Here is a 12,273-nt window from a genome sequence, read left to right on the forward strand (position 1 = left end):
AGCTATAACTATTTTTCGCGGATAACATAACCCATGCCACGAACAGTCTGGATATAAGATTCACGACCAGGCATGTCAATTTTGCCACGAAGATAACGAACGTAAACATCCACAACATTTGTTTCAACGGCTTCATCATATTTCCAAACATTAGAAAGCAACTCTTCTCGAGTCATGACACGATTCATATTTGTCATAAGGATATTCAAGAGATCATACTCACGTTTTGTTAGTGAAATTTCATCATCGCCACGGTTCACGGATCTATTTTGAGGGTTCAAAACTAGATCGCGATAAACACCTTGATTAGGTGCTTTCTTTTCAGTTTCAATATCTTGACGGCGGAAAATTGCCCGAATACGGGCTAACAACTCTTCAATAGCGAATGGTTTGACAATATAATCATCTGCACCGCGATCGAGACCTGCCACGACGTCCATAATAGAATCACGTGCAGTCATCATCATGATATAGGTAGTTTTCTCTGTTTGAAGACGACGAGTAACCTCAAAACCGTCCATTTCTGGAAGCATTAAATCTAGTAAAATTAAATCAAAATCTTTTTCTAACGCTGTTTCTAGGCCTTCACGACCGTTTACTTCTACTGTCACCTCGTAACCTTCATGTTGAAGTTCAAGTGAGACAAACCGTGCGAGATTTTTTTCATCTTCCACAATTAGAATTTTCTTTGTCATATATTTTCCTTTTCCCTTCTATCTTCTAAACAAGCTTTAATAGTCGGTTTTCCTTTTTTAATTGAGAGTTTTGTAATCCACTAGATTCTATAAAGTATTTCAGAATTTTAAAGAGTTACAAGAAACCCTCTTTTTGACTAATCAGATACTGTATAGAGTATATCAAAGACAGCTTTATTTAGCAACAAAAAATTACAATTTCCTTAAATAGTCAGTTTTATTCATCAAACAAGCCATCTAAACTTGCAAAAGGATTGTTCCCTTTTTTCTTTTCAGCTTGTAAAGCTTGAAACTGATCCTCTGTTAAAACTTCCCAATCATTACCAGAAGGCATTTCATCCGACTCTAATTCTTTGTCAGTTAAGATTTGTAATGGAATCGATAATAATATGTTATCAATAGCACTCACTTCTAAATCAATGCTATCATCTTCTAAAATCAATACTAGGCTTTCATCAATCTTATCCCCCATGTCTTTAACAGCTCCTTCTTCTGCGAAAAATTCCTGTATCGACTGGTTTTCTAATCTTTCAACTGGTTCCATGGAACGACTAGAAGGTAAAGTCAATGAATAGCTTAATTGATAATTTAAATGGTAAAGACCATCATCATAACTGACTGTGCCAACCACGTGAACATCCTTGATATCAATAATCGATGGATCACGTTCTATGAGACTTTTCTTTATCTCCAAATAGTGGTCAAATGAAATTGGTTCTTGTTTTTTCTTGATTTCTGAAATGTTTAACATAGGATCTCCTAATAATACTCTCATTTATTTTTACTATTATTTTAACAATTTGTCAATGTATTTCTGTAAAAAAGTGCTTTTTTTATCGCTTCAAAAGACAGGGGTCCTTTTACCTAAACCTATTTATAATAATATAAACAGAAAACTTAATACTATCTTAGTATAAAAAGAAGAGCTTAAGGTTTCCTTAAACTCTCACATATGACGCAATCGCTCAATTCGATCTTCGATAGGAGGATGTGTACTGAATAAATTCGAAACATCTTCTTTTTTACGTGGTTCATTAATGTAGAGGGCCGCACTCGCACTATCTATGGGACTAGATAATGGTTGAGAATCTTGTAATTTTTGCAAAGCTTTAATCATACCTTCAGGATTACGTGTTAATTCAACTGAACTTGCATCAGCTAAGTATTCCCTTTGTCTAGAAATAGCCAATTGGACAAGTGAAGCTACTATTGGGGCCAATATCAGTGACAAAAAGGAAAAGAGTAACAGAAATATTCCTAAAGCACTATCATCTCGGTCATCATCACGACTTCTACTACCACCTCCATACCACATCATATGGCTACCAATGCTGGAAATTAGAGCAATTGCACTTGCTAAAGCAACTGCAATTGTTGAAATTCGAATATCGTAGTTACGGATGTGACTAATTTCATGCCCAATAACTCCCTCTAATTCCTCGCGATTCATAACTTGCAACAAACCACTTGTTGCAGCTACTGCTGCGTTTTGAGGACTTGATCCTGTAGCAAAAGCATTTAAAGAAGGATCATCGATAATGTAAACTTTTGGCATCGGTATCTGGGCAACCATTGCCATATCCTCAACAATGTGAAAAAAGTCAGGAGCCTCATCAACCGTAATTTCCCTTGCATTATTCATACTCATAACTACAGCTGTGGATTGAAAAATCATACTAAAAGCATAAATAGAGCCAACAATCAGCGCGATAACTATACCCAACTGATATGACCTAGCCAATAAATAGCCTGCGGCAGCACCTATTGCTGTTAATAGGAAGAAAAAGGCGATAATGAGAATAACTGTGCGTCGCTTATTATGAGAAATTTGTTGATAGAGCATCTTCTCCCCTTCTAAAAACAGATTTTAGCTACCTTAGAAATTAAATTCCACTTTTGGAACTGCTTTTTCTTCATCAGGTGTTTGCAGAAATTCACTTGGTTTAAACCCAAACATTTTCGCTACAAGGTTGCTTGGAAAAGTTTCTAATTTCATATTGTAATTAGATGTTGTTGTATTAAACAATTGACGTGAGTAAGAAATTTTATTTTCAGTATTAGTCAATTCATCTTGTAACTTCAAGAAATTAGTATTGGCCTTTAAATCTGGATAGTTCTCAGCTACTGCTATCAAGCTTGCAACTTGTTTAGTTAGTTCATTTGAAGCTTCCATAGTTGCTGCGGGCGTTGAAGCGTGGGCAACCTGTGAACGAAGTTCTGTGATTTTCTGAAAGGTTTTTTCTTCATAAGCAGCATATCCTTTCACGGTTTCAATCAAGTTAGGAATTAAATCGTTCCTTCTTTTTAATTGAACATCGATTTGACTCCAAGCTTCCTTGGTATGCATCCTGCTTTTAACAAGACTATTATAGCTAGACATTAACCAAAGGGCTAAGAGCGCTATAAGGACTAAAATAATTACAAATGTCATAGTATTTCTCCTTTTTATCTACTGACTTAATTATAGCAATTTTCAGCCGAATAGCAACTATCAATGTTGTAGAGACTTTCTTCTTAAGCATTTGTTTATCACTATAATTATGTTAGAATAGAAAAAAATCAAAAATTGAAGGAAAACAATGACCCCAGAAGAATTTTACCAAACGTTAGCAAAGTCTGGATATAACCTAAGCCAAAAGCAAAAAGATCAGTTTGATACCTATTTTAACACCCTAATTGAGTGGAACCAAAAGATTAATTTAACAGCAATTACTGAAAAAAATGATGTCTACCTAAAACATTTCTACGATTCTATTGCTCCTATCTTGCAAGGTTATATTCCTAATCAGCCTATTCAACTCCTAGATATCGGCGCCGGAGCAGGCTTTCCAAGCCTTCCTATGAAAATTATCTTTCCACAACTGCAAGTAACTATCATCGACTCTTTAAACAAGCGGATTACCTTCTTAGCCCATTTAACTCAGGAACTAGGCTTAGATGGAGTGACTTTTTATCATGGCAGAGCAGAAGATTTTGGTCAAGATAAGGACTTTCGCTCTAAATACGACTTAGTTACAGCACGTGCCGTAGCCAGAATGCAAATTCTGTCAGAGTTAACAATCCCTTTCCTAAAAGTTGGAGGACAACTCATCGCCCTCAAAGCGCAAGCTGCTGACCAAGAGTTAGATGATGCCCGCAGGGCACTTCACCTTCTCTTTTCACAAGTAGTTAGCAACCACCATTATCAATTACCAAATGGTGACGATCGGTACATGACCATTGTTGAAAAGAAAAAAGAAACACCTAATAAATACCCACGTAAAGCTGGGATACCAAATAAAAAACCACTTTAAAAAGAATAAAGCTAAATTATTTTTAAGATTTGGCTTTTTTGATTAATTTTTGATAAGATGAAAGGGATACTTTAAGGAGGACTTATGAGACTACCACCTATCAGAACTTGGACGGTCACACAAAAATTGACCCTAAGTTTTGCTTCTGTTATTCTAATCGGCACCACCCTGCTGTCTTCGCCTTTGACACACTCCCCAAGTGCCCATCAAGCTACTTTTTTAGATCATCTATTCAATGTTGTATCCATGGTGTGTGTAACGGGCCTATCAGTCATACCTGTTTCCGAAGCTTATAACGGCCTAGGTCAAACGATTGTTATTTGTCTCATGCAAATTGGAGGACTTGGGCTAGTAAGTTTTATTGCTTTTAGTACCTTTGCTTTAAAGCGTAAAATGGATTTGTCTGGCCATACCTTACTACAGTCTGCCTTAAACCGAAAAGATAGTAAAAACTTAAAAGATTTTCTTTTCTTTGCTTATAAGATTACCTTTATCATCGAAATGCTCGCATGTGCAATTATCGCAATTGAATTCGTTCCTCGTTTTGGTTGGAAAAATGGTCTATTCAATAGTGTTTTTTTAGCTGTCTCTGCTTTCTGCAATGCCGGTTTTGATAATTTGGGGAGCTCTAGCCTAAAAGATTTTGTTCTCAACCCAACAATTAATTTTGTTATCTCTGCTCTGATCATCTTCGGAGGAATTGGTTTTGCTGTCTGGCACGATGTCACGGAAAACTTGAGACGCTATTTCGTTGAAAAACCAAAATGTCATGGTTTATTTTACCGAAAACTATCCAATCAAACTAGACTAGTACTTCAAACCACTGGCCTTATCTTAGTCTTAGGAACTTTATTAACCTGGTTTTTGGAAAAAGATAATCCTAAAACAATTGCTAATTACACCTTCATAGAACAACTGATGGTTAGCTTTTTTCAAACCGTAACGATGCGGACTGCTGGCTTTGCTACTTTATCCTACCTAGACACGTTAGCACCAACAAATTTTCTTTACATGATTCAAATGGTTATTGGTGGGGCTCCTGGAGGAACTGCGGGAGGTATCAAAGTAACAACTGTAGCCATTACTATTTTACTTTTAAAAGCAGAGCTTTCTGGACAATCCCAAGTAACATTCCAAAATCGGATTATCACTAGTCGAACCGTAAAACAAACAATGTCTGTTTTAATCTTCTTTATGTCAGTATTTATCATTGGCTATACCCTTCTACTCAGCGTAGAACCTACTTTAGATCCTGTCGCCCTACTTTTTGAAGCAGTTTCAGCAATTGATACCGTTGGGGTTACAATGGATATTACTCCAAAATTATCTACACCAGGTAGGGTCATCATTATGTTCTTAATGTTTATTGGACGTGTAGGGCCTATTACTTTTTTACTGAGCTTAATTCAAAGAAAAGAAAAAACAATCCGATATGCAACCACAGATATTTTAGTAGGATAAGACAGGAGAATAAATTATGAAACGTAAAACTATAGGTGTATTAGGCTTAGGCATTTTTGGGAGAACAGTAGCTAGACAGTTGAGTCAGTTTGATCAAGACGTGATTGCTATTGATAAAAGTGAGGCCAATGTTAATGAAATTGGCAATCTTGTCACAAAGGCCGCTGTCGGTGATATGACCGATAATGATTTTTTATTAGCCGTTGGAATTGACCAATGTGACACTGTCGTTATTGCCACGGGAAATAATCTTGAAGCGTCAGTTCTAGCAATTATGCATTGTAAAAAACTTGAAGTTCCTGCTATTATTGCGAAAGCCAAAAATAAAATCCATGAGGAAGTCCTCTATGGTATCGGTGCGACAAATGTTATCACTCCTGAACGTGACTCTGGTAAAAGAGTTGCCTCAAACATTCTAAAATGTCATATCGAAAGCATTATCTACCTCGAGCATGGTATTTCAATGATAAATTTTGCTATCCCCGAATCCTGGGTGGGAAAAACCTTAACGGAGTTAGATGTTAGACAAAAGTATGAATTGAACATTATTGGCACTAGACACGAGAAAGAAAGTTCCTTAGATCCAAATGTTAATCCTACTGCTCCGCTTGAGCCAAATACTATCCTCGTTGCAATTGCCAATAATCATACTTTTGAAAAATTTGATTACCTTGGTTACTTAAAATAACTTTTATATGAATATAAAGAGTAGACCTGATTGAGGTCTACTCTTTTACTTATGACTAAAATATCTTGTTAGACGATCGCCAGTGAATTGTATACTAAAAATAAGAAATAGTATCAGTAACGTCGCTACCCAAGTCACATCATTATTGAATCTATTATATCCATAAGAAATAGCAACATTTCCCAGACCACCAGCTCCAATAGCTCCCGCCATTGCTGTCTCTCCAACCAGTGAAATTAAAGTCACCGTCGAAACACGAATCAAATCTGGTAATCCCTCACTAAGATAAACACGAACAATATCCCAAAAAGTTGCTCCTGAAGCCTGTGCTGCTTCAATAACTCCCTTATCAAGTTCTGAAAAGACAACTTGAACTTGACGAGCAAAAAACGGAAATGTCGCAAAAGTTAAAGGAACAAGTGCTGCATTAGCACCAAGAATTGTTCCCATTACCAAATAAGTGAAGCTTGCTAAGATAGCAATTAATATAATAAAAGGAATCGCTCGAAAAATAGATGTCACTTTATCCAAAATCCAGGAAACTGCCTTATTTTCAATCACACCGCCTGGCCCCATTAAAACTAAGAGAAGTCCTAAAAAGAGCCCAATACTCCCTCCAACAATGAATGGGACAATAGTCATGTAGATGGTATTCCAAATCGCTAGGCCCCAGCCAGCATCACCAGACCAGCCTAGTTGATAAACATTTGGTAAATAAGTTTGAATGATACTTGACATTTATTTTCCTCTCTTTAATATCGTTAAGTCAACACCAGCTTTTGCTAGTGCTTCTTCTGCTAATCCAAGGTTTTTAGCATCGCCTTCTAAAACCAAAATCATTTCACCAACAGGAGTCTGATCTAAGATTTCAATATTCCCATATAAAATATTAGCAGTTACTTCGTAATCTCTATATATTTGGTTCAATATTGGTTCATCTGTTGACGTACCAGCATATTTAAGTTGTGCCAATAATGCATCTTTGGGCAATTGCTTAACAATTTCTTGCTGGTTGATTTTCCCTAAAGCTTCATCAATACCAGTTGCTGTCCGGATAAACTCTTGTGTTAGGGCTTGTTTGGGATTTGAAAAAATGTCTAAAACCGACCCCTCTTCAATCAAAGAACCATTCTGCATGACTGCAACGCGATTACAGATATCTTTAACAATTTGCATCTCATGAGTAATCATGACAATAGTGAGACCCAATCTTTTATTTAAGTCTTGTAAGAGAGCTAATATTTGTTTTGTCGTTTTAGGGTCTAAAGCCGAAGTTGCCTCATCAGAGATCAAAATTTTAGGATCATTTGCTAATGCACGAGCAATAGCTACCCGTTGTTTTTGTCCACCAGATAATTGTGAAGGGTAATTATCAGCACGATCACTCAACCCTACCATTTCCAACAAATGAGTAACTTTCTTTTCCACTTCTATTTTACTCAAGCTAGAATGACGTAACGCAAAGGCTACATTTTCTTTAGCCGTTTTTTGAGCCATCAAATTAAAATGCTGAAAAATCATTCCTATTTCACGACGCTTCTCCCGCAACCCCTTACTGGATAAGATAACTTTGCCGTCTTTATAAGTTAAGTCCCCATCAATATGAATTTGACCAGCTGAAGGAACCTGTAATAAATTAATAACACGAACTAAAGTTGACTTCCCTGCACCAGAGTAACCAACAATTCCGTAAATATCTCCCTCGTTAATAGTTACTGATACATCCTTGACAGCCTCAATTTGCTTCTTACCCTGTTGGAAAGTAATAGCGATATGATTCAACTGCACCATTGCTTTATTCATAACTTTTAATAAACTCCTCAATTAATATAATATGGCGTAAATAATCTGAAATTAAAACATTTTCATCACCTGAATGATCTGAACTATTAGCATTACCAAGTCCTAAAGAAACCATCGGTACCCCTAAAGCTTCAAAGACAGTATGCATAGGGCCCGTTCCTGCAGAGGTCGGTAGTAAACAAACACCATGAGGATAATTATTTTCAACCGTGCTGATTAACCTAAGAACCTCTGGATTAGTTAAATCACTTCGATAGCTCTTTTCTCCAAGCGTATAGGTTAGATCGACATTTGCGAAGCCTTGTTTTTGCAAATGTTTTTTAATAGCTTCAAAGACATGATAGGGATCTAAACCTGGAACCAAACGAACTTCCATCTTAGCACTAGCATGGGCCGGAATAATCGTCTTTACTCCAGCTCCTAAATAGCCAGAAGAAATCCCTTGGATAGTAACAGAAGGTTGGAAATAATAGCGCTTCAAAAATGCTTCTTTTTCAGATTGTAAAAGTGGCAACCTCAATCCATAAAGGTTCTGCAATATGTCTCCATTTTCTGTAGAATAGTGAACGACTAAATCAAGCTCTCTTTGATTTACAGGTATAATCTTCTCAGAAATACCATCTACTAAAAGGGTTCCCTCCTTATCGCGCAAGCTTGAAATAGCTTCAAGCAAATACCAAGTGGCAGAATCAACAACTCCACCAAACTTCGAATGGATATCTCTTACTGCACTAGTAACCGACATATCAAAGGTCAAAATACCTTTATTACCTCCAGTTAATTCTAACTGATTAGACTGGTTTCGGATGCCTTGTTCCCATATTAAAAGATCAGCATCTACTAACTTGTCCTTGTACTTTACTAAATAGTTTTCCAAATCAACAGAGGCAGATTCCTCTGCGCCTTCAATAATGAAAGTTATATTCAAGGGCAGTACTGAATGCTCTCCTAAATATCTACTAACAGCTGTTAACCGAGCTAAAATATGCCCCTTATCATCATCAACACCACGTCCGTACATAATATCATCTCGAATATCCAAAGTAAAGGGATCAGCCGTCCACTTTTGGTCATCATCTGCTGGTACAGTATCATAATGGTTATAAAAAATGAGCATCTTTGCCTCAGGAAAGGGACTTTTAAATTCAGCAATTACAAAGGGGGCTTTATAACTTTGATCAATAGTAACTTGAGCTCCAGCCTTTTCAAAAATCTTTCCTAAATAGGTAGCTGCATCCTTTAAGCCTATGCTTTGAGCGTATATCGATTTAATAGCTATTAGCTGTCTTAATTCTTCAAGATGGGTTTGAATAGTTGCATCATGCCATAAGTGTTTATCAAAACTTTTAATACCTTGATTATCCATTTGTCACCCAACCTTCTAACATTCTAATATTATTGTGCTTTTTAGTTTATTCCAAAAATAGGATAGAGGCTAAGGATAATCATCCCAGCCTCATCTTACAACCATTACCAAACTGGTACATCAATTCCCTTGGACGTTTTTTCGACAACTTTCTTCAAGTCATCAGTATGATATGCCTTAACTAACTTTTTAATTGCTGCTGCTTTATTGGATGATTTCCAATCTTTTTTACCTGCTAAGATATTAATCCATTGTTTGGAATTTTTATCAATTTTCTCTTTATATAAAGAGGTTTTAAAATCAATTTTAGCTGGTACTGCATAACTATTATTCACAATTGCAGCATCAGCTGATGAAATAGCCCGCGCAGTCTGACTTGCATCAAGTTCCTTAATATCTAAATCCTTTTTATTTTCAGTAATATTAGCAATTGTTGCTAATTGATCACCAGAAACATCTAACTTAATTAAACCTGCTGCTTGTAAAACATAGAGGGCACGGCTCTCATTTGTCGCGTCATTTGGCACCGCAATTTGTCCACCTTTTGGCAATTCACTAACTGATTTGTACTTTACCTTTCCTTTTTGGGTTGTTCCAGAGAATAGATGAATAGGACTAATATAGGTTTCAGCAATTGCCACTAAATTTTCTTTGTTTTCCTTATTCCAGTTAGTCAAAAAGTTATAATGTTGAAAAGCATTGATATCAACTTCACCATTAGCTACAGCTTTATTAGGTTGTGAGTAATCTGTAAATTCTTTATATTTTAACTTAATACCATCTTTTTTAAGTAAGTCCTCAACTTTCTTCCACCTAGCGTCATCCGAAGTTGTTTTAGTCATAACTCCTACAGTAAGCGTATTTTTATCTGTTTTAGCATTTCCACATGCAACTAATACCGTTGAAGTTAGTAGAATACCTACAAAAGTGATTATTTTTTTATGTAACATGAATTGTTCCCCATTTCAAATTAGTAATATAGTTATTCTAACTAATTGAGATATAGTTTGCAAATTGATATATTTTAATTATATATATAGTTTAAAACTATATCCTTGATAGTTCTAACTACAGAAACATGATTTTATAGATAACTGTTTTCAAAGTAGTGTTCTAAAACAAAGATTTATAAACACAAAAAGCAACTACTGATCAACAATAATTGCTTAGCTTGTATAAGAAACTACTTTAAAGTTACTTTATTATTTTGGTAGATTAAGTTGTTTAGCTGTAGGCGCGTAATCTCCTCCGAGATGAGCCTTAGCCAACTTAGTCAGAGTACCATCTTTTTCTAGTGCTTTAAGTCGTTTGTTTACAAAAGTTTGTAAGTCCTTTTGATCTTGACCAAAAATAAAGTAAATATATGGCTGCTCTTTACTTTCTAATGGAATCGTTTTAAGATTATCAAGGCCCTGATTTTTTATAATCGCATTAACCGTAGGAGCATCAAAAATTTTAAAATCAGCTTTACCCTCACTTAAATTTGACAACATTTGAGTGATATTTTCGTTAGTATATTTCAACTTAACTTGAGCCGAATTGTTCTTTTTGTTGAAATCTTCCAATTGGGCTGCAGTCGTTGTCCCTTGAACAACTTGTGTTGAATGGTTTTTTATATCTGCATAAGATTTGATATCACTATCTTTTGGAACAACCAAAACAGATGGAGTTGTCCCAGTTGGATAAGAAAAGAGATATTTTGAAGCTCTTTCCTTTGTATAACTGATATTATTCCCAGCTATTTGATATTTACTTGAATCTAGTCCGGTAAAGATAGAAGACCACTCTGTTTTCTTAAAGTTAACTTTATATTTACTAGAATCTTTAAAGACTGCTTTAGCAACCTCAACATCATAGCCTGTTAGCTGACCTGATTTTTCATAAGAAAAGGGCGCTGTCGTTCCAACAGTTGCAAAAGTTATTGTTTCTTTATCATTGGCGCCAGTTGTTTTATTACTACTACAAGCTACTAAAACTGTTCCGACAAGTACTGTCATGCTTAAAAAAGCAGCTTTTTTACCTTTTATCATTAGTTTACTCCTTTAGTGTTATTTCATATTCTATCACCTTTGTCCTTTTCCTACCAATATTTATTCTTTATCACTCTGATAAAAAAAGCGTATCAAAAAAGAGCTCTACAGCCCTTTTGATTATGATCTGACTTAGAAGTCAGCAACGTTATGGTATACTTTTTGAACATCATCATCAGCTTCCAAAGCGTCCACTAATTTTTCAAACTTCTCAAGGTCTTCGCCCTCAAGAGTAACTTCACTTTGTGGAATCATCTCTAATTCAGTAACTTGGAATTCTGAAATACCTGAATCACGAAGAGCTTGGATTCCTTTATGCAAATCAGTTGGAGCGGTATAGACCGTGATTGTTCCTTCTTCTGCTTCAACATCATCAACTTCAACATCTGCTTCTAAGAGTAGTTCAAAGATAGCATCCGCATCCTCACCTGCAAATACAATAACACCTTTTTTATCAAACATATAAGAGACAGACCCTGAGGCCCCCATGTTTCCACCATTCTTACCATAGGCAGTACGAACATTTGCTGCAGTCCGATTAACATTTGAAGTCAAAGTATCGACAATGATCATTGAACCATTTGGTCCAAAACCTTCATAACGACCTTCAACAAAGGTTTCATCTGTGTTACCCTTAGCTTTATCAATAGCTTTATCAATAACATGCTTTGGAACTTGAGCCTGTTTAGCACGGTCGATAACAAATTTGAGTGCTGAATTTGATTCTGGATCGGGATCTCCTTGTTTAGCAGCAACGTAGATTTCTACCCCAAACTTAGCATAAACCTTCGAAGTAGCACCATCTTTAGCAGTTTTTTTGGCAACAATATTGGCCCATTTACGTCCCATTAGTTTCTCCTCGCGATAAGTATTATTTTTTAAAGCTCTTTGTAAAATAGCCGAGCTATCTCATTAACTCTATTATTATAGCACTTTG

At 35.9% G+C, this 12,273-nt stretch carries 13 protein-coding genes; 3 read left to right on the forward strand and 10 right to left on the reverse strand.

Going from position 1 to position 12,273, the window contains the following annotated elements:
- Positions 1 to 8: 8 nt before the first annotated feature.
- The 4 genes from covR to FGK96_RS07590 form a co-directional block, all read right to left on the reverse strand.
- Entirely contained in the window at positions 9 to 695 is a 687-nt protein-coding gene (covR, locus tag FGK96_RS07575; RefSeq protein ID WP_138082786.1) for a two-component system response regulator CovR, read from the reverse strand.
- A 217-nt stretch (positions 696 to 912) separates the two neighbouring features.
- Complete coding sequence (locus FGK96_RS07580) at positions 913 to 1,446, reverse strand: YceD family protein (protein ID WP_138082788.1); 534 nt, start codon at positions 1,444 to 1,446, stop codon at positions 913 to 915.
- 195 nt (positions 1,447 to 1,641) lie between these two features.
- Positions 1,642 to 2,538: a zinc metalloprotease HtpX gene (htpX, locus tag FGK96_RS07585; RefSeq protein ID WP_138082790.1), complete on the reverse strand. Its 897-nt coding sequence runs from the start codon at positions 2,536 to 2,538 to the stop codon at positions 1,642 to 1,644.
- A gap of 33 nt (positions 2,539 to 2,571) precedes the next feature.
- Positions 2,572 to 3,126, reverse strand: coding sequence for a LemA family protein (locus tag FGK96_RS07590; RefSeq protein ID WP_138082792.1), 555 nt, complete (start codon positions 3,124 to 3,126; stop codon positions 2,572 to 2,574).
- Positions 3,127 to 3,274: 148 nt separating this feature from the next.
- Between FGK96_RS07590 and rsmG the strand changes: the two genes are divergently transcribed.
- The 3 genes from rsmG (at position 3,275) to ktrA (ending at position 6,137) form a co-directional block, all read left to right on the forward strand.
- Positions 3,275 to 3,988, forward strand: a complete 714-nt coding sequence (gene rsmG / locus FGK96_RS07595) for a 16S rRNA (guanine(527)-N(7))-methyltransferase RsmG (RefSeq protein ID WP_138082794.1) — start codon at positions 3,275 to 3,277, stop codon at positions 3,986 to 3,988.
- 84 nt (positions 3,989 to 4,072) lie between these two features.
- The gene (gene ktrB, locus FGK96_RS07600) at positions 4,073 to 5,449 is read left to right on the forward strand and encodes a potassium uptake transporter channel subunit KtrB (RefSeq protein ID WP_138082796.1); all 1,377 of its coding nucleotides are present in this window, start codon (positions 4,073 to 4,075) and stop codon (positions 5,447 to 5,449) included.
- A 16-nt stretch (positions 5,450 to 5,465) separates the two neighbouring features.
- Complete coding sequence (gene ktrA / locus FGK96_RS07605) at positions 5,466 to 6,137, forward strand: potassium uptake transporter gating subunit KtrA (protein ID WP_003083332.1); 672 nt, start codon at positions 5,466 to 5,468, stop codon at positions 6,135 to 6,137.
- Between the two features lie 45 nt (positions 6,138 to 6,182).
- Here ktrA and FGK96_RS07610 read toward each other — a convergent pair whose 3' ends face one another.
- The 6 genes from FGK96_RS07610 to FGK96_RS07635 form a co-directional block, all read right to left on the reverse strand.
- Positions 6,183 to 6,875, reverse strand: a complete 693-nt coding sequence (locus FGK96_RS07610) for a methionine ABC transporter permease (RefSeq protein WP_138082800.1) — start codon at positions 6,873 to 6,875, stop codon at positions 6,183 to 6,185.
- A complete protein-coding gene (locus tag FGK96_RS07615) occupies positions 6,876 to 7,940 on the reverse strand; it encodes a methionine ABC transporter ATP-binding protein (RefSeq protein WP_138082802.1) in 1,065 nt (354 codons plus the stop codon).
- Positions 7,933 to 9,306, reverse strand: a complete 1,374-nt coding sequence (locus tag FGK96_RS07620; RefSeq protein ID WP_138082804.1) for a M20/M25/M40 family metallo-hydrolase — start codon at positions 9,304 to 9,306, stop codon at positions 7,933 to 7,935. The genes FGK96_RS07615 and FGK96_RS07620 overlap by 8 nt, the downstream gene beginning before the upstream one ends.
- A gap of 104 nt (positions 9,307 to 9,410) precedes the next feature.
- Positions 9,411 to 10,256 carry a MetQ/NlpA family ABC transporter substrate-binding protein gene (locus tag FGK96_RS07625; RefSeq protein ID WP_138082806.1) on the reverse strand — a complete coding sequence of 282 codons (846 nt, stop codon included), beginning with the start codon at positions 10,254 to 10,256 and terminating at the stop codon, positions 9,411 to 9,413.
- 252 nt (positions 10,257 to 10,508) lie between these two features.
- Positions 10,509 to 11,336 carry an amino acid ABC transporter substrate-binding protein gene (locus tag FGK96_RS07630; protein WP_138082808.1) on the reverse strand — a complete coding sequence of 276 codons (828 nt, stop codon included), beginning with the start codon at positions 11,334 to 11,336 and terminating at the stop codon, positions 10,509 to 10,511.
- A gap of 132 nt (positions 11,337 to 11,468) precedes the next feature.
- Entirely contained in the window at positions 11,469 to 12,185 is a 717-nt protein-coding gene (locus FGK96_RS07635; protein WP_138082810.1) for a YebC/PmpR family DNA-binding transcriptional regulator, read from the reverse strand.
- Positions 12,186 to 12,273 lie beyond the last annotated feature (88 nt).

Source organism: Streptococcus porcinus (assembly GCF_901542335.1).
GTDB classification, from domain to species: domain Bacteria; phylum Bacillota; class Bacilli; order Lactobacillales; family Streptococcaceae; genus Streptococcus; species Streptococcus porcinus_A.

Excerpts from the sequence above, each read along its gene's own strand:
- covR (WP_138082786.1), bottom strand. The coding sequence starts at position 695 with ATGACAAAGAAAATTCTAATTGTGGAAGATGAAAAAAATCTCGCACGG.
- FGK96_RS07580 (WP_138082788.1), bottom strand. The coding sequence starts at position 1,446 with ATGTTAAACATTTCAGAAATCAAGAAAAAACAAGAACCAATTTCATTT.
- htpX (WP_138082790.1), bottom strand. The coding sequence starts at position 2,538 with ATGCTCTATCAACAAATTTCTCATAATAAGCGACGCACAGTTATTCTC.
- FGK96_RS07590 (WP_138082792.1), bottom strand. The coding sequence starts at position 3,126 with ATGACATTTGTAATTATTTTAGTCCTTATAGCGCTCTTAGCCCTTTGG.
- rsmG (WP_138082794.1), top strand. The coding sequence starts at position 3,275 with ATGACCCCAGAAGAATTTTACCAAACGTTAGCAAAGTCTGGATATAAC.
- ktrB (WP_138082796.1), top strand. The coding sequence starts at position 4,073 with ATGAGACTACCACCTATCAGAACTTGGACGGTCACACAAAAATTGACC.
- ktrA (WP_003083332.1), top strand. The coding sequence starts at position 5,466 with ATGAAACGTAAAACTATAGGTGTATTAGGCTTAGGCATTTTTGGGAGA.
- FGK96_RS07610 (WP_138082800.1), bottom strand. The coding sequence starts at position 6,875 with ATGTCAAGTATCATTCAAACTTATTTACCAAATGTTTATCAACTAGGC.
- FGK96_RS07615 (WP_138082802.1), bottom strand. The coding sequence starts at position 7,940 with ATGAATAAAGCAATGGTGCAGTTGAATCATATCGCTATTACTTTCCAA.
- FGK96_RS07620 (WP_138082804.1), bottom strand. The coding sequence starts at position 9,306 with ATGGATAATCAAGGTATTAAAAGTTTTGATAAACACTTATGGCATGAT.
- FGK96_RS07625 (WP_138082806.1), bottom strand. The coding sequence starts at position 10,256 with ATGTTACATAAAAAAATAATCACTTTTGTAGGTATTCTACTAACTTCA.
- FGK96_RS07630 (WP_138082808.1), bottom strand. The coding sequence starts at position 11,336 with ATGATAAAAGGTAAAAAAGCTGCTTTTTTAAGCATGACAGTACTTGTC.
- FGK96_RS07635 (WP_138082810.1), bottom strand. The coding sequence starts at position 12,185 with ATGGGACGTAAATGGGCCAATATTGTTGCCAAAAAAACTGCTAAAGAT.